Origin of the sequence: Flavobacterium sp. XS2P24, from assembly GCF_030010285.1 — a bacterium.
GTDB lineage: Bacteria > Bacteroidota > Bacteroidia > Flavobacteriales > Flavobacteriaceae > Flavobacterium > Flavobacterium algoritolerans.
In genome coordinates, this window is record NZ_JASCRU010000009.1 from 18,188 (window position 1) to 45,093 (window position 26,906).

23 protein-coding genes and 1 riboswitch are annotated in these 26,906 nt (G+C 35.4%); of the genes, 4 read left to right on the forward strand and 19 right to left on the reverse strand.

The window, feature by feature from the left end:
• Positions 1-128 precede the first annotated feature (128 nt).
• Together QLS31_RS08355 and QLS31_RS08360 are read left to right on the forward strand one after the other, a co-directional pair.
• A complete protein-coding gene (locus QLS31_RS08355) occupies positions 129-770 on the forward strand; it encodes a flavin reductase (protein WP_282743479.1) in 642 nt (213 codons plus the stop codon).
• A gap of 3 nt (positions 771-773) precedes the next feature.
• Entirely contained in the window at positions 774-2,306 is a 1,533-nt protein-coding gene (locus QLS31_RS08360; protein ID WP_282743480.1) for a cryptochrome/photolyase family protein, read from the forward strand.
• A 77-nt stretch (positions 2,307-2,383) separates the two neighbouring features.
• On the opposite strand, the gene QLS31_RS08365 is transcribed toward QLS31_RS08360, so the two are convergent.
• The gene (locus tag QLS31_RS08365) at positions 2,384-2,806 is read right to left on the reverse strand and encodes a YMGG-like glycine zipper-containing protein (protein WP_282743481.1); all 423 of its coding nucleotides are present in this window, start codon (positions 2,804-2,806) and stop codon (positions 2,384-2,386) included.
• Between the two features lie 101 nt (positions 2,807-2,907).
• Entirely contained in the window at positions 2,908-4,182 is a 1,275-nt protein-coding gene (gene kynU, locus QLS31_RS08370; RefSeq protein WP_282743482.1) for a kynureninase, read from the reverse strand.
• Between the two features lie 182 nt (positions 4,183-4,364).
• Between kynU and QLS31_RS08375 the strand changes: the two genes are divergently transcribed.
• Entirely contained in the window at positions 4,365-5,099 is a 735-nt protein-coding gene (locus QLS31_RS08375; protein ID WP_282743483.1) for an SIMPL domain-containing protein, read from the forward strand.
• A 325-nt stretch (positions 5,100-5,424) separates the two neighbouring features.
• Here the strand turns inward: QLS31_RS08375 and queA are convergent, their stop codons facing one another.
• The 10 genes from queA to QLS31_RS08425 all read right to left on the reverse strand — a co-directional run bounded on the left by queA (position 5,425) and on the right by QLS31_RS08425 (position 15,819).
• On the reverse strand, positions 5,425-6,474 hold the full coding sequence (gene queA / locus QLS31_RS08380; RefSeq protein WP_282713097.1) for a tRNA preQ1(34) S-adenosylmethionine ribosyltransferase-isomerase QueA: 1,050 nt from the start codon (positions 6,472-6,474) through the stop codon (positions 5,425-5,427).
• A gap of 174 nt (positions 6,475-6,648) precedes the next feature.
• Positions 6,649-7,878 carry a 3-phosphoshikimate 1-carboxyvinyltransferase gene (aroA, locus tag QLS31_RS08385; protein WP_282743484.1) on the reverse strand — a complete coding sequence of 410 codons (1,230 nt, stop codon included), beginning with the start codon at positions 7,876-7,878 and terminating at the stop codon, positions 6,649-6,651.
• Between the two features lie 106 nt (positions 7,879-7,984).
• Positions 7,985-8,311: a nucleotide pyrophosphohydrolase gene (locus QLS31_RS08390; protein ID WP_035668323.1), complete on the reverse strand. Its 327-nt coding sequence runs from the start codon at positions 8,309-8,311 to the stop codon at positions 7,985-7,987.
• 1 nt (position 8,312) lies between these two features.
• Positions 8,313-8,765 carry a D-aminoacyl-tRNA deacylase gene (gene dtd, locus QLS31_RS08395; protein ID WP_282743486.1) on the reverse strand — a complete coding sequence of 151 codons (453 nt, stop codon included), beginning with the start codon at positions 8,763-8,765 and terminating at the stop codon, positions 8,313-8,315.
• 45 nt (positions 8,766-8,810) lie between these two features.
• Positions 8,811-9,788: a ribosome small subunit-dependent GTPase A gene (gene rsgA / locus QLS31_RS08400; RefSeq protein WP_282743487.1), complete on the reverse strand. Its 978-nt coding sequence runs from the start codon at positions 9,786-9,788 to the stop codon at positions 8,811-8,813.
• A gap of 275 nt (positions 9,789-10,063) precedes the next feature.
• On the reverse strand, positions 10,064-11,146 hold the full coding sequence (locus tag QLS31_RS08405) for a bifunctional 3-deoxy-7-phosphoheptulonate synthase/chorismate mutase type II (protein WP_099713573.1): 1,083 nt from the start codon (positions 11,144-11,146) through the stop codon (positions 10,064-10,066).
• 82 nt (positions 11,147-11,228) lie between these two features.
• Entirely contained in the window at positions 11,229-12,086 is an 858-nt protein-coding gene (locus QLS31_RS08410; protein WP_282743488.1) for a prephenate dehydrogenase, read from the reverse strand.
• A gap of 75 nt (positions 12,087-12,161) precedes the next feature.
• Positions 12,162-13,307, reverse strand: coding sequence for an aminotransferase class I/II-fold pyridoxal phosphate-dependent enzyme (locus tag QLS31_RS08415; protein ID WP_282743489.1), 1,146 nt, complete (start codon positions 13,305-13,307; stop codon positions 12,162-12,164).
• A complete protein-coding gene (locus tag QLS31_RS08420; RefSeq protein WP_282743491.1) occupies positions 13,304-14,131 on the reverse strand; it encodes a prephenate dehydratase in 828 nt (275 codons plus the stop codon). The genes QLS31_RS08415 and QLS31_RS08420 overlap by 4 nt, the downstream gene beginning before the upstream one ends.
• A gap of 434 nt (positions 14,132-14,565) precedes the next feature.
• Positions 14,566-15,819 (reverse strand): dicarboxylate/amino acid:cation symporter, encoded by a 1,254-nt coding sequence (locus QLS31_RS08425; RefSeq protein ID WP_282743493.1) that lies wholly within the window; start codon positions 15,817-15,819, stop codon positions 14,566-14,568.
• A 148-nt stretch (positions 15,820-15,967) separates the two neighbouring features.
• Between QLS31_RS08425 and gldA the strand changes: the two genes are divergently transcribed.
• Positions 15,968-16,864: a gliding motility-associated ABC transporter ATP-binding subunit GldA gene (gene gldA / locus QLS31_RS08430; RefSeq protein ID WP_121340887.1), complete on the forward strand. Its 897-nt coding sequence runs from the start codon at positions 15,968-15,970 to the stop codon at positions 16,862-16,864.
• Positions 16,865-16,933: 69 nt separating this feature from the next.
• Here gldA and metF read toward each other — a convergent pair whose 3' ends face one another.
• From metF to QLS31_RS08465, 7 genes are all read right to left on the reverse strand, one after another.
• Positions 16,934-17,890 carry a methylenetetrahydrofolate reductase [NAD(P)H] gene (gene metF, locus QLS31_RS08435; protein ID WP_099713579.1) on the reverse strand — a complete coding sequence of 319 codons (957 nt, stop codon included), beginning with the start codon at positions 17,888-17,890 and terminating at the stop codon, positions 16,934-16,936.
• A 96-nt stretch (positions 17,891-17,986) separates the two neighbouring features.
• On the reverse strand, positions 17,987-20,665 hold the full coding sequence (gene metH / locus QLS31_RS08440) for a methionine synthase (RefSeq protein WP_282743494.1): 2,679 nt from the start codon (positions 20,663-20,665) through the stop codon (positions 17,987-17,989).
• 82 nt (positions 20,666-20,747) lie between these two features.
• Positions 20,748-21,749: a homocysteine S-methyltransferase family protein gene (locus QLS31_RS08445; RefSeq protein ID WP_282713105.1), complete on the reverse strand. Its 1,002-nt coding sequence runs from the start codon at positions 21,747-21,749 to the stop codon at positions 20,748-20,750.
• A gap of 315 nt (positions 21,750-22,064) precedes the next feature.
• Positions 22,065-22,184: riboswitch (SAM riboswitch) on the reverse strand.
• Between the two features lie 92 nt (positions 22,185-22,276).
• Entirely contained in the window at positions 22,277-23,329 is a 1,053-nt protein-coding gene (locus tag QLS31_RS08450) for an NAD(P)/FAD-dependent oxidoreductase (RefSeq protein WP_099713582.1), read from the reverse strand.
• A gap of 108 nt (positions 23,330-23,437) precedes the next feature.
• On the reverse strand, positions 23,438-24,019 hold the full coding sequence (locus QLS31_RS08455) for a bifunctional precorrin-2 dehydrogenase/sirohydrochlorin ferrochelatase (RefSeq protein ID WP_099713583.1): 582 nt from the start codon (positions 24,017-24,019) through the stop codon (positions 23,438-23,440).
• Positions 24,019-24,795: a uroporphyrinogen-III C-methyltransferase gene (gene cobA, locus QLS31_RS08460; protein ID WP_282743495.1), complete on the reverse strand. Its 777-nt coding sequence runs from the start codon at positions 24,793-24,795 to the stop codon at positions 24,019-24,021. Before cobA ends, QLS31_RS08455 begins: the two co-directional genes overlap by 1 nt.
• A complete protein-coding gene (locus QLS31_RS08465) occupies positions 24,788-26,878 on the reverse strand; it encodes a nitrite reductase (RefSeq protein WP_282743497.1) in 2,091 nt (696 codons plus the stop codon). Before QLS31_RS08465 ends, cobA begins: the two co-directional genes overlap by 8 nt.
• Positions 26,879-26,906: the final 28 nt, after the last annotated feature.

The window sequence follows — 26,906 nt, forward strand, 5'->3', positions numbered from 1 at the left end:
TGAAAGTTATTTAAAATAATTTATTTAAACGAGTGTGATTCTGGTAAAATCGATTAAATACCATTATTTGTTTAATTTATTTTAAAATTAATTAAACAAAAAGTATATTTGTTCCAAATTAAAAAGATATGAAACACATTTCTAGAGATGATATTTCTCAAATGGAGAAAGTCGAAAGATTGAATTTAATTAATTCTTGCACCGGTTATAAATCAGCTAATCTTCTGGCTACAAAATCCCTTGATGGAAAATCTAATGTAGCAATTTTTAGCAGCGTGACCCATTTAGGAAGCAATCCGGCACTAATAGGATTTATCATGAGACCCACAACCGTCCCAAGAGACACATACAAAAACATCCGAGAAACTGGTTATTTTACTGTAAATCATATTACTGTAGATATGATTGAAGATGCGCACCATACATCAGCAAATTATGAATTAGGCATTTCTGAATTTGATAAAACTAATTTAGAAGAAGAGTACAAACCTAATATTGAAATCCCTTTTGTGAAAGGAAGCCCAGTTCAATTGTATTGCAAATATGTGAATGAATATTACATCAAGGAAAATGATACGATTCATATAATTGCCTCTATTGAAAATTTATTTTTTGAAGAAGAATTAGAACATAAAGATGGCTGGTTACAAATTGACAAAGGAAATGTTGTGGCACTAAATGGTCTTGATGGGTATTGTTTACCTAAACTAGTAGATCGTTTTCAATATGCTCGAAAAGAACTTCCAACCACTTCCTTTTTTAAAAAATAAAAAATGACAAAACTACGGCTTATCCTTGGTGATCAGTTGAATTTAGAACATTCTTGGTTTCAGGAAAATGATGACAATACTATTTATGTCCTTGCCGAAATGCGTCAGGAAACCGACTATGTAAAACATCATATCCAAAAAGTAGTGGCATTTTTTCTTTCGATGAGAAATTTTCACACCGCAATACAAGCACTCGGACACCAAGTGGTCTATTTTCAAATTATCGATGCAGAGAATCCACAGGATTTAGAAAAAATCATTGCCGTTTGTATTGAAAAATATAAAATAGAAAAATTTGAATACCAGTTACCCGACGAATATAGGCTGGATCAACAACTAAAAACGATTTGTTCCAATCTAAAAATAGAATCAGAAGCTTTTGACTCCGAACATTTTTACACCACGCGTTACGAACTTTCTGATTTTTTTGAAGGCAAGAAATTGTTGTTGATGGAGAATTTTTATCGCAACATGCGAAAAAAACATCACATTTTAATGGATGGATCAACTCCTGTGGGAAACCAATGGAATTTTGATGCCGATAATCGTAAAAAATACAAAGGTGAAGTTCCTGTGCCATCAGAAAAAAATTTTCACGCCAATGTTTCTGAAGTTGTTTCCCAAATCAAAGAAGCTACTATCGTCACTTTTGGAAATATCGATGTAAATAATTTCAGTTGGCCTACTTCCCGTCAGCAATCTTTAGAGGTATTAGATTATTTCTGCACTAATCTGCTGAAACATTTTGGGGATTATGAAGATGCAATGCATACCGATGAAAAATTCCTTTTCCATTCTCGTTTGTCTTTTGCTATGAACAGTAAAATGCTTTCGCCAAAAGAAGTAATCGAGACCGTTATTTCTTTTTATCATACCAATGAAACTGAAATAACCCTTTCACAAGTAGAAGGATTTGTGCGACAAATTCTGGGTTGGCGTGAATATATTCGAGGAATTTATTGGAAAGAAATGCCACATTACGCTCAAATGAATGTCTTGAAAAACGACAACAAATTACCGAATTTTTTTTGGACGGGTAAAACCAAAATGAATTGCATGAATCACGCTATTAATCAAAGTTTAGACGAAGCTTATGCACATCATATTCAACGGCTCATGGTAATAGGGAATTTTACACTACTCACACAAATTAATCCTGACGAAGTAGATGCTTGGTATCTAGGCGTTTACATAGATGCTATTGAATGGGTCGAAATGCCTAACACCCGCGGTATGTCACAATATGCAGATGGCGGAATTATTGCTACAAAACCCTATGTTTCTTCCGGAAGTTACATCAATAAAATGAGTAATAATTGTGCCAAATGCCATTACAATGTCAAAGAAAAATTTGGAGAAAAAGCGTGTCCTTTCAATACGCTATATTGGAATTTTCTAGATGAGAAAAAAGAGTATTTTAAAGGAAATCAACGCATGGGAATGATGCTGAATTTATTAAATAAACTAAATCCCGAAGAATTATACAAAATCAAAGTTAAAGCCAATGCCATTATCCAAAATATGGATTCTTATTAAACTGAAACATCCGTAAATAAAAAGAGTGCATAAATTCGATACGAACTTATACACTCTTTTTTATTAAAAGAATAAATCTATTCCTTTTTACTTCCGTCTATAATAGCTCCTGTTCCCGCACCAATACCAGCACCAGCAACACCACCAATTATAGCTCCTTGAACTTTTTTCTTACTTATAATTGCCCCTATTGCTGCTCCAACTCCAGCTCCAATTACTGCACCTTTAGCAGTACTGCTCCAACCTTTCTTTTGTGTGGTTGTTGAAGTGGTAGTGGTAGCCGATGGTTTATTAACAACGACAACTTCTTTTTGGGTTTCAATTTTGGCTTCCTCAATTTTAGCCATTTCAACCTGCATGGAATCAATAACTCTTTGTTTTTCAATTTCAACTTTCATCGAGTCTACAGTCGCTAGTTTTGCTTTTTCGATTTCCATTTTTCCTTGATTTTGACAAGAAACAACAACTGCAGCTATTAGTATAAAATATAATGCTTTCATAATTTTAAGTTTTACGATTAATAATAATACAAAGAAACATTCAAACCTGTTAATATGCTTTATACAATTTAAACTATTTTTTATATAATTCTGCGTCTAAACTATTTTAAAATCCCGGATTTCAATATTTGTCCAAAGTGATACATGTCTTCAAAAGAACAATACAATGGAACCGGTGCTAATCGAATAACATTAGGTTCACGCCAATCCGTAATCACACCACTTTTCATAAGATAATCAAATAAACTACGTCCTTCCCCATGAAGCAAAACTGATAATTGCGACGCTCTTTCTAATGGATTTGACGGTGTAATTATTTCGAAAGTACTATCAACTTCTTTGTCAATTTCGTGCAGAATGAATTCTAAATAGGAAGTAATTGCATCTCTTTTTTCAATTAAAGCGTCCATCCCAATTTCATCAAACATTTCTACAGATGCTAAATATGGCGCCAGAGAAAGTACCGGTAAATTACTTATTTGCCAACCATCGGCTCCATGAATTGGATCGAAAGTGGGCTCCATCTTGAAACGACGCTCTTTATTATGTCCCCACCAACCAGCGAATCGTGGCAACTCCGAATTGTTGTGGTGTTTCTCATGAATGAAACATCCTGAAGCATTTCCAGGACCTGAATTCATGTATTTGTAACTGCACCAAGCTGCAAAATCCACATTCCAATCGTGCAATTCCAGTTTTATATTTCCTGCAGCGTGTGCTAAATCCCAACCTACATAAGCGCCCGCTTTATGGCCCGCTGCAGTTATAGTTTTCATATCAAATACTTGTCCTGTGTAATAATTGACACCGCCTATTAATACCAAAGCCAACTCATCACCTACTTCTTGAATTTTAGCCAAAACATCTTCTATGCGAATGTTGTGTTCACCTTCGCGACGCTTAATTTCTACAATCGCATCTTCTGGTTTGTATCCATGAAAATGAACCTGACTTTGAAACATATATTGATCCGAAGGAAATGCTTTTTCTTCGCAAATGATTTTATATCTGCTTTTTGTAGGTCGGTAAAAGGAAACCATCAACAAATGAAGATTGACCGTTAACGTATTCATCACGGTAACTTCGCTTGGTAAAGCGCCCACAATTTTACTCAATGGATTTGCTAATCGTTCGTGGTAATCCCACCATGGTTTTTCACTGTAAAAATGACCTTCGACAGCTAAACTTGCCCAATCATTCATCACCTCATCTACATAGTTTTTAGTACGTTTGGGTTGCAATCCCAATGAATTTCCCGTAAAATAAATTACTTTTTTTCCATTTACCTGCGGAAAAATAAATTCATCTTGGTATTTATGTAATTGATCTTGCGAATCGAGTTGTTTTGCAAATTCAAGAGTATTTTCGAATGCCATATTTTGTATTTTGTTTGTAAAAGTAGTAAAAAAAGACTGATGCATAAAAGACTTATCGCCGATTGACGACACATAAAATAGTTAAAATTATGAATGAGAAAAAATAGTTCCTGAATACTATACGGAAATAAAAAACAACTCGTTATTTAACTATATTTGATTGAATTTAAAACCCTTAACCTATGCTTAAAAACAATTTGAACGTTATTATTATTGCTATCGCCGTGGTAATTTCCTCCTATTTATTTTCGAATGCTTTTCAGAATCGAAATAAAAGTAACGATACCATAAGTGTAACTGGCTCCGGGAAAAAGGATTTCGTATCGGATTTGATTGTTTGGAACGGTTCTTTTTCTAAAAAAAGTGTGACTCTGAAAGAAGCGTACGCAGCATTGGATTCTGATAGAGAGAAAATAAAAAGCTATTTATCAGGCAAAGGAATTGCTCCGAATGAAATGGTATTTTCTGCGGTGAATTTTAATAAAGATTTTGAAACGACTTATAACGAAAACGGAACGACAAGACAGCAAATTTTCACTGGATTTACCTTAACCCAAAGCGTGAGTATCCAATCTAAGGAAGTAAATAAAATTGAAGAATTATCCAGGCAATCGAGTGAGTTAATCAATTCTGGTGTGGAATTTTATTCATCTCCTCCTGAATATTACTATACAAAACTTGCCGAATTAAAAATAAAAATGATTGCCGAAGCAACAAAAGACGCGAGTATCAGAGCAAAAAGCATTGCTAAAAATGCAGATGCGAGTTTAGGAAATCTAAAAAAATCAGATATGGGTGTTTTTCAAATTACGGGTCAAAACTCATCGGAAGATTTTTCTTATGGCGGTTCCTTCAATACGCAATCCAAAAACAAAACGGCTAATATTACGGTACGACTGGTGTATCAAGTGAATTAGAATTTAGAATATATGTCAAGTCGAGCGCAGTCGAGACCCAACAAGGAGTCTCGACTGCGCTCGACTTGACAAAAAAACAGCTGTAATAAATTTATTCAGATACAAAATTGAGATGACGTTTTAAATTTCTTTTTTCACACAAAAAGTCCTCACCTATCCAAAACGTATTGTGTGAGGGATGGAAGTGGCATCCTTTATTTTCTTTCTTTCAGAAAATAAAGATACAGCGTACAGCCCGACCCTTGGGGCACACCAAAAAAAATCCCGCCATTACTGACGAGATTTTGTTATTTAGAATATGATTATCTCGAAGTTTAGGGACAGATTAGATGATTAACATCGCATCACCGTAAGAATAGAATTTATACTCTTCTTTGATTGCTTCGGCATAGGCTTTTTTCATTAAATCATGTCCGCAGAATGCTGAAACCATCATTAATAAAGTTGATTTTGGCGTATGGAAATTAGTAATCATACACGTTGGAATCGTAAAATCATGTGGAGGAAAAACGAATTTATTTGTCCATCCATCAAAAGGATTCAAGGTGTTTTGTGACGATACTGAGCTTTCAACGGCACGCATAGAAGTAGTTCCTACGGTACAAATACGTTTCTTTTTAGCTTTGGCTTCATTCACAATATCACACGCTTCCTGAGTAATTTTTAATTCCTCAGAATCCATTTTGTGTTTTGATAAATCCTCAACCTCAACTGGATTGAAAGTTCCCAAACCTACGTGAAGCGTTACTTCGGCAAATTTAATTCCTTTGATTTCCAGTTTTTTCAATAAATGTTTCGAGAAATGCAATCCTGCAGTTGGCGCTGCAACAGCACCTTCTTCTTTAGCATAAATGGTTTGGTAACGTTCCGCATCTTCCGGAGTTACGTCTCTAGAAATATATTTTGGGATTGGAGTTTCTCCAAGTTCTGTTAATTTATTTCTGAATTCTTCATAAGAACCGTCGTAAAGAAAACGCAATGTTCTTCCACGAGAAGTCGTGTTGTCAATAACCTCAGCTACTAACGAATCGTCATCTCCAAAATATAGTTTGTTACCAATTCTAATTTTACGAGCCGGATCAACTAAAACATCCCAAAGTCTTTGCTCAGAATTTAATTCTCTAAGTAAAAAAACTTCGATTCTTGCTCCTGTTTTTTCTTTGTTTCCATACAAACGCGCTGGAAAAACCTTAGTATTATTCAGAATTAAAACATCTCCGTCATCAAAATAATCGATAACATCTTTGAACATTTTATGCTCTATAGTTCCTTTCTTACGATCAATAACCATTAGACGTGCTTCGTCTCTGTTTTCAGCTGGATATTCAGCAAGAAGTTCTTTTGGTAAATCGAATTGAAAATGTGATAATTTCATTTGATAAAGTTATGAGTTATAGATTATGAAGTATGAGTTTTGAAGTCATACTTCTAAATCGTGTGCAAATATACGATTGTGAGATAGGCGTTGTCAAGTGTTTTGCTGTTTAATTTAGTTTCGAACTTGCAAAGCAACAAAGCGACAAAGGTTTAGGCCCGTAAACATTGAGAATTAAGAAGCGATTTCAGTCACATTAAAATCTAATTTTTTCATGTCTTCCCAAAAATCAGGGTATGATTTAGAAACTACTTCCGCATTTTCGATGATTATTGGCACTTTTAAAGCCAAAGGTGCAAATGCCATCGCCATTCTGTGATCGTTATACGTAGCTATTTTAATATTATGATTGATTTCATTTGAAGCCACAAGCGTCAAGCTATCATTGGTAACTGATATATTTGCTCCAAGTTTTGTCAGCTCAATTCGTAGTGCTTCAAGTCTATCGGTTTCTTTAATTTTCAAGGTGTGAAGTCCTGTAAGATGACAACCAATTCCTAAACCAAGGCAAGTAACTACAATGGTTTGGGCAATATCTGGTGTATTATTTAATTCTAAGTTTAAAGCTTCAGGCTTGAAATTAGGCAATTTAACCAAAGTCATTTTGTTTCCATCAAAATGCGTTTCAACACCCATTTGTTTGTAGATTTCAACCAAAGCCGAATCGCCTTGCAAACTGGTTTCTTTATAACTGGTCAATGAAATCGTCGCATTTTCTGCCAAAGCAGCTAAACTGAAAAAGTAAGAAGCAGAACTCCAATCGGATTCTACGGTCATTACTTTCGATGCTACTTCTTGTTTTGGATAAACGGTAATTACATTTCCTTCGAAACTGGTTTTGATATCTAAATCATTCAACAAAGCCAAGGTCATTTTGATATAAGGAACTGAAGTGATTTCACCTACTAAAGTTATTTCAATACCGTTTTCCAGTTTTGGCGCCACTAACAACAATGCCGATATGTATTGACTGCTCACATTTGCAGGAATAGTAACTTTAGAAGCTGTGATTTTTTGTCCTTTGATTCGAATAGGCGGATAACCTGCTTCTTTCTCGTAGGATATTTTTGCACCTAATTGTTCCAAAGCTTCCACCAAAACTTTTATTGGACGCTCCGTCATTCTCTGAGAACCAGTCAAAACTACTTCTCGACCTTCGTTTACAGCAAAATAAGCCGTTAGAAAACGCATCGCCGTTCCAGCATGATGAATATCAACTATTTCCTCGTTTCCTTTCAATGCTTTTTGCATGACTTCACTGTCATCAGAGTTGGAAGTATTAGCCAAAGTAATATTTGGAAAAAGTGCTTGTAACAATAATAGTCGGTTGGTTTCGCTTTTTGAACCGGTAACTGCAATTTGAGCTTGTAAATTAGAATGGGAAGTTTGTAACAGTAAATTCATGTTTTTAATTATGAGTTATGAGTTATAGCTTTAGCTTTCGACTCAAATAATTTAAGGTCGCAATTTACCACTACTCATTCACAATTCATAATTTACAATTCACAAATTATTTGAGTTTTTCGTTGTTTTTGTGACGGTCTTTGTCACGAATAGACTTTAAATCCATCTTTTTATCGAAAGCAGCCTGCAAATCGATTCCTGTTTGATTTGCTAAACACAATACCACGAAAACCACATCGGCTAATTCTTCGCCAAGGTCTTTATTTTTGTCGCTTTCTTTTTCAGATTGTTCGCCGTAACGACGTGCAATGATTCGGGCTACTTCGCCTACTTCTTCTGTAAGTTGTGCCATGTTAGTCAGTTCGTTAAAGTAACGAACGCCATGTTCTTTTATCCAAGTGTCAACGTCTAGTTGGGAATTTTTTAGGTTCATTTTAATCTCTATTTTTACTGTCAATTACTATCGTTACTGGACCGTCATTCAACAAAAGTACTTTCATATCTGCACCAAAGATTCCGGTTTGTACTTTCTTTCCCAATTCCATTTCTATTTTTTTTACAAATTTCTCGTACAATGGGATAGCAACTTCTGGTTTTGAAGCTTTTATATAGGAAGGACGATTTCCTTTTTTGGTGGAAGCATGAAGTGTAAACTGGCTTACCACAATTATATCACCGTCAATAGCTGCAACGGATAAATTCATGACCTGATTTTCATCTCCAAAAATCCGCAGGTTTACAATTTTACCAACCAGCCAATTACTGTCTTCTTGCGTGTCGCTATCTTCAATTCCAACTAATACCAATAAACCTTTTTGGATATCGGCAACAACTTTTTCATCAATGGTTACAGAGGCTGAGGAAACTCTTTGAATTACAACTTTCATTATCTTATATTCTATAAAAAACAGACGCGATAAATCGCGTCTCTTTTATTCTCTTGTTTTATCACTAATTATTCGGTCTTCATTATGAATATCGGTACGATAATGTTCATCGTCACCTTCGAGAATTTTAAGATAACTTCTATAACGGGACCAAGCAATTTCATCTCTTTCTAATGCTGCTTTAATGGCGCAATGCGGTTCCTCTTTATGCAAGCAATTATTAAATTTACATTGGTCTTTCAATTTGAAAAACTCAGGAAAATAACCACTCACTTCTTCTTTTTCCATATCGACTATTCCAAAACCTTTGATACCCGGCGTATCGATGATTCTGGCATCAAATGATAAATCATACATCTCTGCAAAAGTCGTCGTGTGTTGTCCCTGCTTACTTGCTTCAGAAATTGTTTTTGTTTTTAGATGTAAAGAAGGTTCCATCGCATTTACCAAAGTTGACTTTCCAACTCCTGAATGTCCTGAAAACATACTCACTTTACCAATCATCATTTTTTTCAATTCCTCTATTCCTTTCATTTCGGTAGAAGAAACGCGTAAACATTTATATCCAATTTCTTGGTACACATGCTGCATGTACAACTGCTCGTCAAGCGTGGCTTCGTCAAAAGTATCGATTTTATTAAAAACCAATATCGTTTCAATTCCATACGCTTCTGCAGTAACCAGAAAACGGTCAATAAAATTAAAAGTCGTTGGCGGATTATTTATGGTAACTAACAAGAAAACCCGATCAATATTCGATGCAATAATATGCATCTGGTGCGATAAATTAACTGATTTACGAACGATGTAATTCTTCCTGTCATGAATTTTATGAATAGTTCCTGTAACTACATCTGATGTTACCTCGAGTTCATAATCCACAATATCACCGACAGCAATAGGATTGGTGCTTTTGATTCCTTTAATTCGGAATTTCCCTTTCATACGGCATTCTATAAAATCCCCTTGTTCGGATTTTACGGTGTACCAACTTCCTGTAGATTTGTATACTAGTCCTGTCATTTAGGATTTTTGATTGAAGATTAACGATTTTAGATTTCTGATTTAAAACCTAAGACTTTGCAAAGATAAAGGATTTTTGATTGAAGACTAACGATTTTAGATTTCAGATTTAAAATCTAAGACTCTGCAAAGATAAAGGATTTTCGATTTTTGACATTAGAAGACTCTAAAAACAAAAAAATCCCAAAACATAACGTCTTGGGACTTCATAAAATTTAAATTCTCATCACCGAAATCTAAAATCAGAAATCGTTAATCTACACTCCTAAATCATTTTAAGCGTTCAATACTTTTTCTTGGTGACCAATACTTTCTTGGTGAATAGCTTTGAACATTTTAAGTACAAACTCTTCAGTCAATCCTTTTTTCTCACCCTCTAAAATCATTTTTCCTAGAATTTCGTTCCAACGATTGTTTTGCAAAACAGCAACGTTAGCATCTTTTTTCACCTGACCTATTTCGTCTGCTACTTTCATACGCTTCCCTAATAAATCCAATAAAGTAGCATCTAAAACATCGATATTAGCTCTTAACTTAGCCATTTTTTGAGTAAACTCATCCGACACATCATTTACTTTTCTAACTTTCAAATCAATAAAGATTTGTTTCAAAGCGTCTGGCGTAACTTGTTGTGCAGCATCACTCCAAGCATTGTCCGGATCGTAATGTGTTTCGATAATCATACCATCATAATTCAAATCCAAAGCTTCTTGAGTTACTTCAAGAATCATTTTACGATCTCCTGTAATATGAGACGGGTCAATGATTAAAGGCAAATCAGGGAATTTATTTTGTAATTCGATAGCAATCTGCCATTCTGGAATATTTCTGTATTTTGTTTTTTCGTAAGTAGAAAAACCTCTGTGAATTACTCCTAATTTTTCAATTCCTGCCATGTATAAACGCTCAACACCTCCCAACCATAAAGACAAATCTGGATTTACCGGATTCTTAACCAATACGATTTTTTTAGTTCCTACTAAAGCATCTGCAATTTCCTGCATTGCAAATGGATTTACGGTAGTTCTTGCACCAATCCACAATACATCAATATCATACTCCAAAGCTAATTTTACGTGAGCAGCATTTGCTACCTCTGTTCCCATTAACAATCCCGTTTGTTCTTTGGCTTTTTTCAACCATTTCAATCCTATTTCCCCAACACCTTCAAATCCTCCCGGACGCGTTCTTGGTTTCCAAATTCCTGCTCTAAAAACACTTACATCCGAATCTTTCAATTCATGTGCAATTTTCAATACTTGTTCTTCTGTTTCAGCACTACAAGGTCCTGCGATTACAAATGGATGAGTCAAATTGAATTCATTCAACCAATTTCTCATTTCTTTCTTGTTTTCCATCTTTTTTAATTTTTATTTTTTTATTGTGTTGTTCTTCTTCTTGAAACTGTTTTCTGAGACTGCGCCTGCCCCAAAAAACGGTCTATTTTTTTACATTAATTCCGTTTAATATTTCCTTTATTTTATTGACACTTTGCATTTCATTATAAATCGCATCGTAATCTTCCTTTTCTAATAATTCTTTAAATTTTGATAAATTCGAAATGTATTCATCCAATGTTTTTACAACCTGCTTCCTGTTTTGTTTAAAAATTGGCGTCCACATTGCTGGCGAACTTTTGGCTAAACGAACCGTACTTTCAAAACCGGAACCGGCCATATCAAAAATATCCTGTTCGTCTTTCTCTTTATTGATTACCGTTTTCCCCAACATAAAGGCACTGATATGCGATAAATGCGATACATATGCAATGTGTTTATCATGTGATTTCGGGTCCATATAACGGATTCTCATTCCCATCGCCGTAAAAAGCTCCAACGCCTTTTCCTGTAATTTGAAAGTTGTTTTCTCTACTTCACAAATAATATTCGTTTTACCTTGAAACAATCCTTTTATCGCCGCCGAAGGTCCTGAAAACTCCGTTCCTGCAATAGGATGCGTAGCAATAAAATTTCTCCTTTTAGGATGATGTGCAACCGCTTCACAAATAGGAGTTTTTGTTGAACCTACTTCAAAAACAATCGTATTGTCCCCAACAACATCCAATACTTTTGGCAAAACAATCAATGCTACATCAACAGGAACCGAAACGATTACAAAGTCAGCATCAACTAAATCTTCAAATGTTGCCACTCCATCAACAACTCCTAAAGCTAAGGCTTCCGCCAAATGACTTTCGTTGTTATCAATTCCATAAATTTTGGCTTCTGGATGCAGCGTTTTAATGTCCAATACCATCGAACCACCAATTAATCCTATTCCTATTACAAATACTTTCATCGTTTTATTTTTATACCTACAATGTTTTAAAAACCTTGCAGGAAAATCTGAAATCTAGAATCGTTAATCAACAATCTAAAATCTATTTATAGCTTCCTGTATTTTTTCTTCTTTTACACAAAGTGCAAATCGAATATATCCTTCTCCATTAGAACCAAAAATGGTCCCCGGTGTAATAAAAATAGATTTGTCATATAAAATTTCATCAATAAATTTCTCTGCCGATGTAATTCCGTCTGGCAACTTTGCCCAAACAAATAATCCAACTCCTTCTTTATATACTTTACAACCTAATTTCTCAGCTAGTTGTTCGGTAAGAATCCTACGTTTTCTATAAATCGCATTCATCGATTCAAACCAAGTCTTGTCACTTTTTAAAGCTTCAATTGCTCCTTTTTGAATCCCGTAGAACATTCCGCTGTCCATGTTGCTTTTTACTTTTAGAACAGCATCAATACAAGCTGCATTTCCTAAAACCATTCCAACTCTCCAGCCTGCCATGTTAAAAGTCTTACTCAAAGAATTCAATTCTAAAGCCACATCTTTGGCGCCTTCCACTTGTAACAAACTCATCGGATTGTCATTTAAAACAAAACTATACGGATTGTCATTGACTAACAAAATGTTATGTTTTTTGGCAAAAGCCACTAATTTTGAAAACAACTCCAAACTTCCTCTTGCTCCTGTTGGCATATGCGGATAACCAATCCACATGATTTTCACTTTAGATAAATTCAGTTTTTCCAAAGCTTCGAAATCAGGTTCCCAATTATTTACTTCTTTTAAGTCATAATAAACCGGAACTGCCCCTACTAAATTCGTCACCGAAGTATACGTTGGATAACCTGGATTTGGAATCAGCACCTGATCTCCTTCATTCAAGAAAGCCAGTGAAATATGCATGATTCCTTCTTTGGAACCCATCAAAGGCAAAATTTCGTTAGCTGGATTCAACGCTACTTGAAAGTTACTCTGATAAAAATCAGCCATACCTTGTCGTAATTCCGGCAATCCTTGATAACTTTGGTATTGATGCGCATTTTCATCTTGCATTGCCATAACAACTGCACCAACAACTGCTTGTGATGGCTGTAAATCCGGACTTCCAATTCCCATATTAATAATTGGTTTCCCCTCAGAAGCCAATTGTCTTACTTCTCTCAGTTTTGAGGAGAAATAGTATTCTTCAATTATATCCAGACGTTTCGCTGTAGTAATCATGGCTTTGTATTTTTATATTCGCCTAAAACCTTAAAGTATTCCGCCATTATGGTCAGTAATGCTTTTGCTTTAGCATAATCTTCGTATTTTTCGAAAGTAACATCCACAAAAAAGGAATATTTCCAAGGCGTTTCTATTTTTGGCAATGATTGTATTTTGGTTAAATTCAATTTACAATCACTCATCACATTTAAAACTGCTGCTAAACTGCCGCGTTTGTGATCCAATTCAAATTTGATGGAAGCTCTGTTTATTTCGTTTTCATCAACAAATGAGTTCTCCTTTTTGATAATAACAAATCGTGTCATGTTATTATTTATCGTCTGAATTTCCGGAGCCAAAATCTCTAAATCATACATTTCAGAAGCCGTTTTACTCGCAATTGCAGCAATTCCTTTCAACTGATGTTGATGTATTCTTCGAGCCGTTTCGGCAGTATCTTTATCTTCAACTAATTTAATGTCCGGATACTTTTTCAAAAACTCCATACATTGCAATAACGCCATTGGATGAGAATGCACTTCTAAAATATCCTCAATTTGTTGCCCTTTTAACGCCATTAAATTTTGGTGAATATCTAAATAATGCTCTCCAATAATGTGTAAATTGTTTTTATCAATCAAGGCATAATTCGGAATAATTGGTCCAGCGATAGAGTTTTCTATAGCCATAACTGCCTGATCTGATTTTCCTGAAAGCAAACTATCCACTAACTCTTCAAAAGACAAACACTCATCTACCTCAACATTTTGATAGTAATAATCCTGTGCCACCTGATGATGGAAAGAGCCTTTTATACCTTGTATTGCAATCTTAGTTCTCATTCTAAGTTATTATTTGTTTCTATTTGAAAATGAAATTTTGATTCGTATTCTATCAATTTTCATTTATCTTATTTCAGTTATATTCAAAAAAAAATCCTGATTTTCATCAGGATTGTATATTAGTTTTATTTGTTTGTTTGTTTTCAAATAACCATAGCACAATCCCTTACTTCCTAAAGAAGAAATAATAAGTGTTGCTAAAATAAAAACGGTTATTAGACATTGTATCTTCTGTGTTATATTTAATATTTACACTGCAAATGTAGGGCTTATTTCAAACCGACCAAAAAAAAATTATTGTTTTATGTAACAAAAAAAGAATTCTTTGTGAAAGCTGCTTATTATTGCAAAATACCTAAAAAAGAGACTTCTAACCCATCTCTTATTACTGATTTCTAAATGCTTTTTTCAACTAATTCAAACTAAAAAAGCGTTTAAGCTGCTAAATTAGCCGACAGCCATTTTTTTCCCTCTGCAATTCGGGTAACTACCATCGCTGAAACTAAATCTCCATTTGCATTCAACAGGGTCGCCATAGGATCTACTAAGGTTCCTACAATCATAGCTGCCGGTAGAGCTTGCTCCATAGGAAATCCATAAACGGTTATCGCTAGAATTTCACCTATATAACCTCCATTTGGAATTCCGCCCTCGACTACTGAAACAATTACTGTAATTCCCAATGCCACTAGTAAATTATAAGGATCTGTAAAATCTTTACCAAACATGGCAAAAATAACCGCAATTTTTATAATGGACGACATACTCGAACCGTCTTTATGCAAAGGTGCGCCAAGTGGAATAACTACATTCCTGATATGACTCGGGATATTCATTTTTTCGGCACCTTCCAGATTCGCCGGAATTGTCGCAATGCTGCTGCAAGTTCCTAACGCAGTTAAAGAAGGCGTAATATTGTTTTTCCAAAATACTTTAAATCCTAATTTCCCTCCGGCAATAAAAGCAAACAAACTAAAAAATACGACAAAGTAAAAAGCACAAACCGCATAATAAAGCCCTAAAGGTTTTGCGTAAGCGCCAAATAATTGCGGTCCAAAAATCCCAACCTGATACGCAAAATAAGCACCCAAACCTATTGGAGCCGTTTTCATAATCATGTGTAACAATTGCTTCATCACTTCGTTTCCTGAATTTAGGAAGCGACTGAAATCTTTCCCTTTTTCTCCTGAATGCAAACTGGCAAATCCTATTAAAAAAGAAAATATAATGAGCGCCAACATATTTTTACGGGACAACAGTTCAAAAAAGTCACTTGCAGTAAGCAACTGGGTAATTTGTGAACCCGTAGAACTTTCCTGAATTGTTTCCAATGGAATTTTGGAAATGATAATATCTTGCTGAACAGGGAATAACAATACACCAATAATCATTAAAATAGCAGAAATCAATACTGTACTTAAAAACACACCTATTACAATTACGAATAACCTCCCCAATTTCTCTGACTTTTCTAAACTGGCTATTGATGATGAAATAGTGAAAAATATCAAAGGAATGATTGCTGTAAACAATAAATTCAGAAATATATCGCCCAAAGGTTTAATCACTTCTACTCCTTTTCCAAAAACTAAACCTAATATACTTCCTACCAGAATTCCTCCAAGTAGCAATAAAATACTTTTGTAGTTTTTTAAGAAACTGCCGGATTGTGTATTTTTCAAATTCATATCTATATAGTTTATGGTAAATATATAAATCTAAAATAGAATATCATCTCGCTTTGTAAAACTTTGACAAAGGACTTTTTAGCTATTGGGCTACAAAAAACAATAAATCAATACTTTTTCTGTTTACTTTTGCAACAAATAAAATTCCATGTCAATAGAAGTTACTAATATATCCAAAAGCTACGGTGCCCAAAAAGCACTGGATAACATTTCATTTTCCATTAATAAAGGAGAAATTGTTGGTTTTTTAGGTCCAAATGGAGCCGGAAAATCGACTTTAATGAAAATATTGACAACGTATATCAATGCCGATGAAGGTACAGCAATCGTAAATGGAAACGATGTAAACACACAGCAAAAAGCCGTTCAGCTTTCCATTGGTTATTTACCGGAACACAATCCGTTGTATTTGGATTTGTATGTGAGAGAATATTTGGCTTTTAACGCAGATGTGTACAAAGTAGCCAAATCCCGCATTGAAGAAGTAATTCAATTGACAGGTTTAAGTACCGAAAGTCATAAAAAAATAGGACAATTATCCAAAGGATATCGCCAGCGTGTAGGTCTTGCCAATGCTTTATTACACAATCCGGATGTTTTGATTCTTGACGAACCAACAACTGGTTTAGACCCAAATCAATTAATGGAAATTCGTAATGTGATTAAAAACGTAGGGAAAGACAAAACCGTTTTCCTTTCTACGCACATTATGCAGGAAGTTGAAGCCATTTGTGACCGCGTTATTATCATCAATAACGGCAAAATTGTTACCGATAAAAAACTGGACCACTTAATTTCCGAAGACAAGGAGCAAGTTATCGAAGTAGAATTTGATTATAAAATAGAGGAACAAGCTATTGCTAAAATCGAAAATCTTGTTTCTTACAAGAATACACACGACATGATTTGGGAATTGACTTTCAAAGCGGATAAAGACATGCGACCGGCTGTTTTTGATTTTGCTAATGCCAATGGTTTGAAAACACTTCAACTGAATCAGAAAAATAAAAACCTCGAGGCAGTATTTAGAGAGATTACAAAGTAGTTTACAACTAAAAAAGCTCGTTTAAATTTGATTTTAAACGAGCTTTTTTTATGAAATACGATTGGGGAATTAAAAAACCTTACTCGCAATTTGTCTAATATTCTCTGATTTCCCCATAGAATAATAATGCAATACCGGAACTCCTGCAGCTTTCAATTCTAAAGATTGTTGAATTGCCCATTCGATTCCTACTTGTCTGATATCCGCATTATTTTTACATTGGTCAACTGCATGAATTAAATCTTCCGGCAAATCGATTCTGAAAATTTGTGGTAAGACTTGCAAATGTCTTTTTACGGCAATTGGTTTAATACCTGGAATAATAGGTACAGTAATTCCCATTTCTCTGGCTTTGGCAACAAATTCAAAGTATTTAGCATTATCAAAGAACATTTGTGTCACCACATAATCCGCACCTGCATCAACTTTTTCTTTCAACCTTTTTAAATCAGATTGTAAGGATGGAGACTCCAAATGCTTCTCCGGATATCCAGCAACACCAATACAAAAATTGGCTTTATTATCAATATCCATTACATCGTGCAAATATTTCCCGCAATTCAATTGGTTGATTTGTTTCACTAAATCAACCGCAAAATCATTTCCTCCTTGTTTCGGAATAAAATATTGCTCGTCTTTCATCGCATCGCCACGTAACGCCATCACATTATCAATTCCAAGATAATGACAATCGACTAATAAATACTCAGTTTCTTCTTTAGTAAAACCACCGCAAAGCACGTGAGGAACCGTATCTACGTTGTATTTATGCTTTATCGAAGCACAAATCCCAAGCGTTCCCGGACGCATTCTGGTCAGTTTCTTATCTAATAAACCATTGCCTTTATCCACGTAAATATATTCTTCGCGAGAAGTAGTTACGTCTATAAATGGTGGTTTAAACTCCATCAACGGATCAATATTATCGTATAATTCCTGAATGCTTTTGCCTTTTTGAGGCGGAATAATTTCGAAGGAGAATAAAGTTTCTCCTTTTGCGTCTTCAATATGTTGTGTTACTTTCATCTTCTTTAGTTTGAAGTTTAAGGTTTAAGGTTTAAGGTTCTCTCGAACAACTTTAAACTTTAAACTTTAAACAAAATTTCAACTTTAAACTATTTTCTAATCTGCAATATTTGGGTTCAGCCATTTCATGGCAACTTCTGTCGAAACGCTTCTTCGTTTGGCATAATCAATAACTTGGTCTTCTTTTATTTTTCCAAGTCCAAAATACCTACTTTCCGGATTTCCAAAATAATATCCAGAAACCGATGAAGCCGGCCACATCGCCATACTTTCTGTTAAAGTCACTCCAATTTCTTGTTCTACATTCAATAATTTCCAAATCGTTGGTTTTTCCAAATGGTCAGGACAAGCCGGATAACCCGGTGCTGGACGAATTCCTTTATAAACCTCTTCAATCATAGCCTCGGTAGATAAATTTTCATCAGCAGCGTAACCCCAAATCTCTTTACGGATTTTTTCGTGCAAATATTCTGCGAAAGCTTCTGCGAAACGATCCGCCAATGCTTTCACCATAATCGAATTATAATCATCTAAATCTTTTTCGAATTCAGCCGCCCATTCATCCACACCAAAACCGGTTGTTACACAAAATGCTCCCATATAATCCTTTTTACCGCTGTCTTTTGGAGCAATAAAATCAGATAAAGCGATATTTGGAGCACCTTTTGTTTTTTGTGATTGCTGACGCAACGTCAAGAATTTCTCTAGTACTTTTCCACTTTCGTCGCTCAATTCGATGTCATCATCATTCACTTGATTCGCTGGAAAAATTCCGTAGATTCCTTTGGCTGTCAGTTTCTTTTCTTTCAAAATAACGCCCAACATTTCTTTGGCATCCGCAAAAACCGAAGTAGCTTGTTCTCCAACAACAGTATCTGTTAAAATCGCTGGATATTTCCCAAACAATTCCCATGTTCTAAAAAAGGGTGTCCAGTCAATATACGGAACCAAAACATCCAAATCGACTTCGATTGTTTTTGTTCCAATAAAATTAGGCTTCATTGGGTTGTAATTTTCCCAATCTAATTTCAATTTATTGACACGAGCTTGCTCAATAGTTAAGAAATTTTTGTCACGCGAACGATTCAAAAAAGTCTCTCTAAAAGCATCATATTCTGCTCTGATGTCACTTGCATATATTTTTTTCTCACTGTTCAATAAATTTCCGGCAACCGTTACGGCTCTCGAAGCATCATTTACGTGAATAACCGTTTCTCTATACTGTGGTGCAATTTTCACGGCAGTATGCGCGCGCGAAGTCGTTGCTCCACCAATCATCACTGGGATTTTTATATTTCTTTTGTCTAATTCTTTAGCCAAATACACCATTTCATCCAATGAAGGTGTTATCAATCCGCTTAGACCGATAATATCAACATTGTGTTCTATAGCTGCAGCGATAATTTTCTCAGGCGCAACCATCACACCTAAATCAATAATCTCATAATTGTTACAAGCCAAAACAACCGAAACAATATTTTTACCAATATCGTGTACATCGCCTTTTACAGTCGCCATTAATATACGACCTGCAAAACTCGAAACACCATCTTTTTCGGCTTCAATAAATGGCAATAAATAAGCTACTGCTTTTTTCATTACACGCGCTGATTTCACCACTTGTGGTAAAAACATTTTTCCCGAACCAAATAAATCTCCTACGACATTCATTCCTGCCATTAGGTTGATTTCGATTACTTCGATAGGTTTTGTTGCTGCAAGTCTGGCTTCTTCTACGTCAATTTCTATAAATTCATCAACTCCTTTTACTAGCGAATGCGTCAATCGTTCCTGAATAGTTCCCGAACGCCATTCTTGAACTGTTTTTTCATTACTCTTTACATCTCCTTTTACATTCTCGGCAAAGTCCAACAATCTTTCTGTGGCATCATCGCGTCTGTTCAAGATTACATCTTCAACGTGTTCTAAAAGATCTTTTGGAATTTCATCGTAAATAGAAAGCATTTCTGGATTCACGATTCCCATCGTCATACCATGTTGAATCGCATGATATAAGAAAACAGAGTGCATCGCTTCACGAACCGTATCATTTCCTCTAAACGAGAAAGAAACATTACTCACACCACCACTAATATGCGCATGTGGAAGATTCTCTCTAACCCATTTTGTTCCTCTAAAGAAATCCAATGCGTTCAAGCGGTGTTCTTCCATTCCAGTAGCTACTGGAAATATATTCAAATCAAAAATGATGTCTTGCGGAGGAAAACCAACTTTGTTTACCAAAATATCATACGAACGTTGGCAAATTTCAACTCTTCGTTCGTAATTATCAGCTTGTCCTGTTTCATCAAAAGCCATAATAATTGCTGCAGCGCCGTAGCGCTTGATCAATTTAGCATGATGAATAAATTGTTCTTCCCCTTCTTTTAAAGAAATTGAGTTTACAACACTCTTTCCTTGCACTACTTTTAAACCCGCTTCGATAATGTCCCATTTCGAGCTGTCAATCATAATTGGCACTCTGGAAATATCAGGCTCGGCAGCGATTAGATTTAGGAATTTTGTCATAGCATATTCGCCATCGAGCATTCCTTCATCCATATTAATATCGATGATTTGCGCGCCACCTTCTACTTGCTCTTTTGCAATGCTAAGTGCTTCTTCGTATTTTTCTTCTTTGATTAATCGAAGGAATTTTCTAGAACCTGTTACATTCGTACGTTCACCAATATTCACAAATACGCTGTCTGGCGTAATGATTAAAGGCTCTAATCCCGATAATACAAGGTTTTTTCTAGTTTCTGCTTGTGCCATTTTTTATTTTTTTTTGCCCTAAAATCAATAATTACAAAGAATTCCCGGCTATAATTCAGACGAGATACATCGCGTCTCTACGTTACATTGTCGCTGTTGATACTCTAGGTTTATACTCCTTTGCGATATCAGCAATCAACTTGATGTGCTCTGGCGTTGTTCCGCAACAACCACCTATGATATTTACTAAATTGTCGTCTAAATATTCTTTGATGAAAGCTTGCATCTGTTCTGGCGTTTCATCGTACTCACCAAATGCATTTGGTAATCCTGCATTAGGATGCGCCGAAACATTGAATGACGTATTATGCGCCAAAGTCTGTAGATAAGGTTTCAGCAAATCAGCTCCCAAAGCACAATTGAAACCTACGCTCAATAATGGTATATGCGAAACCGAAACCAAAAAAGCTTCTACGGTTTGACCCGAAAGTGTTCTTCCTGACGCATCCGTAATCGTTCCGGAAACCATTATTGGAATATCGATATTGCGTTCGTCTTTGACTTCTTCAATAGCGAAAAGGGCCGCTTTTGCATTTAAAGTGTCGAAAATAGTTTCTACCAAAAGCAAATCACTTCCTCCGTCAATCAACGCTTCTACTTGTTGTTTGTAAGCAATACGTAAATCATCAAAAGTTACCGCTCTGTATCCCGGATCATTTACATCTGGTGACATGCTGGCCGTTCTGTTTGTTGGTCCTATTGAACCTGCTACAAAACGAGGTTTATCCGGATTTTTGGCTGTGAATTCATCGGCTACTTCACGGGCGATTCTTGCTGATTCATAGTTGAGTTCGTATACCAAATCTTCCAGATGATAATCGGCCATTCCGATAGTAGTTCCAGAAAAAGTATTGGTTTCAACAATATCCGCTCCTGCTTCAAAATAAGCTGCGTGAACGGCACGAATCGCTTGTGGTTGCGTTAATGACAATAAATCGTTGTTCCCTTTTAAGGAATGTGGAAAATCTTTGAAACGTTCTCCTCGAAAATCTTCTTCGGAAAAATTGTAGCGTTGCAACATGGTTCCCATAGCTCCATCGAGTATGAGTATGTTTTTTTTAATAGCTTCTTGAATTGTTGACATCTTTTGTTTTATTCTCGCAAAACATTATAGTATTAAGCGCTTATTATTAATTCCAAAAGTTCAATATATTAGCTCTTTAGCCCCGATTACCTCACTTAATTACTATTTTCATAGGAGTTCGATGAACTACGTTTGCAGTGAAAATCCTTTCTCGTCCTGAACTTGTTTCAGGATGAAAAAGATTGCAACGAAAAGCGGGAACGGTATTGACAAAAAAACGCCAATTGTTCGCTCCTGATACTGAAATAAATACAGTAAGCTAAATATCGATATGTTGTCAAGAAAGGGTTTAAGAAATACTAAGTGAGTATTCATGTGTTATCTATCTTAAATACTGAAACTGGTTCTGTATAAAGTAGAATGTAGCACCTTCTTTAAAGATAAAGGGTTGCTAAGGTTTCATTGGGTCTTTCCCTCCGCCTTTCGTGATAACTTTCAATAAATATATGAACAGTGCAAAGTAAAGACATAGCGCTAATACTTGCAAGTATTAGCGCTATATTTTTTAACTAGTTTGTATTATGTTGTTAAACTATGGCTTTCACCACGGCTTTTGGAGCTTCTTTACGGGTTCCGTCAAATCCGTCAACACCAGAAACTGTAGTGTATTTCAATACATATTTCTTACCTGGATTGATGATTTGATAGGCTGCCTGACACATTAATGTGGCTTCGTGGAAACCACAAAGAATCAATTTCAGTTTTCCCGGATAGGTATTTACGTCACCAATGGCAAAAATCCCTGGAATATTAGTTTGGTAATCCAAAGCATTATTTACTTTGATGGCATTTTTTTCAATGTCTAATCCCCAGTCTCCGATAGGACCTAATTTTGGTGTTAATCCAAAGAGTGGAATAAAATAATCCGTTGCAATGGTTCTATGTGCGCCATTTTCCTCAATATCAATTGACTCTAAATGTTCCGCTCCATTCAAGCCAACTACTTCTGCAGGCGTAATCATTTTTATTTTTCCTGAGTTCTTCAATTCCTGTACTTTTTCTACAGAATCTAAAGCCCCTCTGAATTCGTTTCTACGGTGAATCAAAGTTACCTCAGAAGCAACATTCGACAAGAAAATACTCCAGTCCAAAGCAGAATCTCCTCCTCCGGCAATCACGACTCTTTTGTCTCTGAATTTTTCCGGATTTTTGATAAAGTATTTAATTCCTTTATCCTCGTAAAATTCGATGTCTTCAATCAATGGTTTTCTTGGTTCAAAACTTCCTAAACCACCTGCAATTGCTACCACAGGAGCATGGAATTTTTTTCCTTTATTTGAAGTCACAATAAAACTTCCGTCTTCTTGTTTTTCAATGGTTTCTGCACGTTCTCCCAGTGTGAATCCTGGTTCGAATTGCTTGATTTGTTCCATTAAATTATCTACTAAATCTCCGGCTAATACTTCCGGAAAACCTGGAATATCATAAATAGGTTTTTTTGGATATAATTCAGATAATTGTCCGCCTGCTTGTGGCAAAGCATCTAAAATATGACATTTCAGTTTTAACAATCCTGCTTCAAAAACTGCAAATAAACCTGTTGGTCCGGCTCCTATTATAAGTATGTCTGTTTTAATCATTTTTTTATTCTTTATGTAATGTAATTATGCTAAACTATTTAATTGCAAATTAACGATTGATTTTTACTACTTTAAATGATAAATATCATTCGCTATTTTGTGCTGTTTCTATTCTTTATTTTTTAATGCTTCGGTAATTTCGTTCATTTTTTGTACTTTTTCTTCGAAATTTCCTTTTAGTGTCTTGCGATATTCATTCAGATTTTCGACCATTTTATTGATATCGTCCGGAATTATTTCTTCGAAAAACTCCCGTAATCTTTTGGCTGTTGTCGGTGATTTTCCATTAGTTGAAATAGCAATTTTTACATTTCCTTTGGTTACAATTCCGCCCAAATAATAATCACACAAATCTGGTGTATCAGCAATATTGCAAATCAAATATCTTTTTCGAGACAAATCAAATACTCGTTTATTGACTTTTAAATCATCGGTACAAGCAATTACCATGTGTCGTTTTTTCAACATTTTTTTCTTGAACTTGGCTTTAGTCAATTTCACCGAAGGATGTCTTTCGACCAATTCTTCCAATTCCGGCAAAAACCTTGGTGCAACTACCTCAACATTCGCATTCGGACTTGATTTCAACATGAAAGATAATTTTTCTAAACCCACGTTTCCTCCACCTACAATCAACACATTCAGGTTTTGTAGTTTTAAAAAAACAGGATATAATTCATTTCTTTCCATTATAATCGTATTTCGTTTGATAGAAATTCTTCGTAAAATCCTTTCAACTTATTACTTTCTTTAACCACTTCGCCAATAACAATTATTGCTGGCGAGCTTAATTTATTCGCAGCTACAACTACTTGAATTGTGTCAATCGTTCCAACTCCAATTTTTTCTTGTGGAGTAGTTCCGTTTTGAATAATTGCAACGGGAGTTTCTCCTTTGGATTCTTTTTGGAACAAAGAAACAATTTGTGATAATTTGCTCATTCCCATTAAAATCACAACAGTTGCCGATGATTGCGCAGCTAACGCTACATCATTTGACAAATTCCTGTCGGAAGTCGTACCTGTAATTACCCAAAAACTTTCTGAAACACCTCTTTTTGTCAAAGAAATTCCTTGGTAAGCGGGAACTGCAATCGAAGATGAAATTCCGGGTACTACAAATGTAGGGATTCCAAAACTTTCTGCGAATTCTATTTCTTCGCTTCCACGTCCAAAAATAAATGGATCTCCACCTTTTAATCGAACGACATTTCCGTACGTAAGCGCATTATCAACAATCAACTGATTGATTTGGTCTTGCGTATATTCATGGCAACCTTTCCGTTTACCCACAAATATTTTGATGGCATTTTTTGGCGCATGAATCATTATTTCATCATTGGCCAGCGCATCATACAAAACCACATTCGCTTCAGCAAGTGCTTTTACTCCTTTCAGAGTAAGCAAATCCGGATCGCCAGGACCAGCGCCTACTAAAGTTATTTTTGGTTGTATTGTATTATGCATTAGCTAAATCTTTTGCTCTGTATTTTTCTATGTTTTCAAAAAAGGCAACTCCTTCTTGAATGTATTTTTGTGCAAATTCCGCAGAAGGCTCATTCGCTCTGATTTGGTATACTAAATCTTTGAACGTTGAATTCAACTCAATTTTATTGCTTTCGATGAAAACCGTGTCAAACAAATCGATAATTCCTGCATGGTGATTTGTTTTTTGGTTTTCAGCAAGTAATAATGCTTTAGCTCCATTTACAAATCCTGCGTATGCTAAATAAATTGCATCAGCCCATTTTCCTTCATCAAAAGCTTCTTGCGCAAAAGTCATTTTGTCTTTGGCTTCTAATATTAAAGTAGCTACTAAATCAATTACTACACCAGCACATTCTCCTACTCCAACTGCTTTCACGTAGTTATCAGCATTACCCCAATCTACAAAATCAGCTTCGGTAAGATTAGTCAAATCGGCTAATGGTTTCAAAAATTCGTAAAAATATTTTTCGCCTTTGGCATCATAATAATTCAAGAAAGATTGTCCGTTTGCATTAGCTTCAAAATCATTTAAAATGAAACGCAATGCATCAGGTCCTCTTCGGCTTGGAATTTTGATTACTTTATCCGAAAATCTTCCGTTTCCGTTTCCTAAATTTCCTCCACCTAATAAAACTTGTAACGCTGGTGCTACTAATTTTCCTGAATTGATAGACATTCCCTGAAAACCAATTTCGGCCATATTGTGTTGTCCACAAGCATTCATACAACCACTGATTTTAATCGTGATTTCCTTATTGTTGCTGTATTGTGGATATTCTGTTTCTAAAACTCTTTCCAGTTCTACTGCGATTCCGGTACTGCTTGCAATTCCTAAATTACATGTATCAGTTCCCGGACAAGCTGTAATATCTGAAATCGTATTGTAACCTAAAGCCACAAAATCTAATTTGGCTAATTCTTGGTAGAAAAAAGGTAAATTTTCTTCTTTTACGTGACGAATTAAAATATCCTGTCTCAAAGAAAAACGCAATTCATTAGCCGCATAATTTTTAACTAATTCTGCCAATGCTCTTGCTTTATCCGTATAAAAGTCACCTAATAAAACTTTGATTCCAATCGCTACACAACCCGCTTGTTTTTGCGCGATTACATTTGATTTTTTCCAAGCTTCGAAAGCTGCTGTGTCTTCGATTACTACTTTTGGAACTTCTAATAAAGGAGCTGGAATTTCACCATCAAAAGCAGTTGTATCGATTTCAACTGTTTGGTAAGACAAGGCTTTTTTTTCTTCTTCCACCAATCGTAAAAACTCGTCTCTTCCCAAATCTTTGATTAGGAATTTCATACGTGCTTTTAAACGTTTTGCTCTTTCGCCATAGCGATCAAAAATTCTCAAAACGCCTTCAGTAGTTGGAATAATTTGGTTTACCGGAATAAATTCAGAAAGTAATTCGGCATGACTTGGTTGAGAACCTAATCCTCCACCTAACATTACTTTAAAACCTCTTTCGCCATTTACAATTTTTGGAATAAATCCTAAATCATGCAAATAACTCAATCCTGTATCTTTATCCGAAGATGAAAATGACATTTTGAATTTACGTCCCATCTCTTGACAAACCGGGTTTCTCAAGAAAAACTGAAACAAGGCATGCGCATAAGGCGACACATCAAAAGGTTCTTCTCCATCGATTCCTGCCGTTTCACTAGCCGTAATATTTCTCACGGTGTTTCCACAAGCTTCACGAAGTGTAACATCATCTTTCTCTAATTCTGCCCAAAGTTGTGGCGTTCTGTCCAAACTTACATAGTGAATCTGGATATCCTGACGCGTTGTAATGTGCAAACGTCCGGTTGAATATTCATCAGAAACTTTAGTAATTCGCAACAATTGTTCGCTGGTCACTTTACCAAAAGGCAATTTGATACGAATCATTTGTACACCTTCCTGACGCTGACCATAAACTCCTCTCGCCAAACGAAGGCTACGAAAACGTTCGTCATCAATTTTTCCGTCACGGAATAAAGCAATTTTTCTTTCTAAATCGATAATGTCTTTTTGGACAATCGGATTTTCTATTTCGGTTCTAAAACTTTCCATCTGTGTGTTGTTTTTGGCAAAAGTTAGA

Coding starts and splice junctions, on each gene's coding strand:
- metH (WP_282743494.1), bottom strand. CDS start 20,665: ATGGCACAAGCAGAAACTAGAAAAAACCTTGTATTATCGGGATTAGAG.
- QLS31_RS08465 (WP_282743497.1), bottom strand. CDS start 26,878: ATGGAAAGTTTTAGAACCGAAATAGAAAATCCGATTGTCCAAAAAGAC.
- cobA (WP_282743495.1), bottom strand. CDS start 24,795: ATGCATAATACAATACAACCAAAAATAACTTTAGTAGGCGCTGGTCCT.
- queA (WP_282713097.1), bottom strand. CDS start 6,474: ATGAAATTATCACATTTTCAATTCGATTTACCAAAAGAACTTCTTGCT.
- QLS31_RS08455 (WP_099713583.1), bottom strand. CDS start 24,019: ATGGAAAGAAATGAATTATATCCTGTTTTTTTAAAACTACAAAACCTG.
- QLS31_RS08415 (WP_282743489.1), bottom strand. CDS start 13,307: ATGATTACTACAGCGAAACGTCTGGATATAATTGAAGAATACTATTTC.
- kynU (WP_282743482.1), bottom strand. CDS start 4,182: ATGGCATTCGAAAATACTCTTGAATTTGCAAAACAACTCGATTCGCAA.
- QLS31_RS08390 (WP_035668323.1), bottom strand. CDS start 8,311: ATGAACCTAAAAAATTCCCAACTAGACGTTGACACTTGGATAAAAGAA.
- QLS31_RS08355 (WP_282743479.1), top strand. CDS start 129: ATGAAACACATTTCTAGAGATGATATTTCTCAAATGGAGAAAGTCGAA.
- QLS31_RS08405 (WP_099713573.1), bottom strand. CDS start 11,146: ATGGAAAACAAGAAAGAAATGAGAAATTGGTTGAATGAATTCAATTTG.
- QLS31_RS08450 (WP_099713582.1), bottom strand. CDS start 23,329: ATGATTAAAACAGACATACTTATAATAGGAGCCGGACCAACAGGTTTA.
- rsgA (WP_282743487.1), bottom strand. CDS start 9,788: ATGACAGGACTAGTATACAAATCTACAGGAAGTTGGTACACCGTAAAA.
- dtd (WP_282743486.1), bottom strand. CDS start 8,765: ATGAAAGTTGTAATTCAAAGAGTTTCCTCAGCCTCTGTAACCATTGAT.
- QLS31_RS08445 (WP_282713105.1), bottom strand. CDS start 21,749: ATGTCAACAATTCAAGAAGCTATTAAAAAAAACATACTCATACTCGAT.
- QLS31_RS08425 (WP_282743493.1), bottom strand. CDS start 15,819: ATGAATTTGAAAAATACACAATCCGGCAGTTTCTTAAAAAACTACAAA.
- QLS31_RS08360 (WP_282743480.1), top strand. CDS start 774: ATGACAAAACTACGGCTTATCCTTGGTGATCAGTTGAATTTAGAACAT.
- gldA (WP_121340887.1), top strand. CDS start 15,968: ATGTCAATAGAAGTTACTAATATATCCAAAAGCTACGGTGCCCAAAAA.
- QLS31_RS08410 (WP_282743488.1), bottom strand. CDS start 12,086: ATGAAAGTATTTGTAATAGGAATAGGATTAATTGGTGGTTCGATGGTA.
- QLS31_RS08375 (WP_282743483.1), top strand. CDS start 4,365: ATGCTTAAAAACAATTTGAACGTTATTATTATTGCTATCGCCGTGGTA.
- QLS31_RS08365 (WP_282743481.1), bottom strand. CDS start 2,806: ATGAAAGCATTATATTTTATACTAATAGCTGCAGTTGTTGTTTCTTGT.
- aroA (WP_282743484.1), bottom strand. CDS start 7,878: ATGAATTTACTGTTACAAACTTCCCATTCTAATTTACAAGCTCAAATT.
- QLS31_RS08420 (WP_282743491.1), bottom strand. CDS start 14,131: ATGAGAACTAAGATTGCAATACAAGGTATAAAAGGCTCTTTCCATCAT.
- metF (WP_099713579.1), bottom strand. CDS start 17,890: ATGAAAGTAACACAACATATTGAAGACGCAAAAGGAGAAACTTTATTC.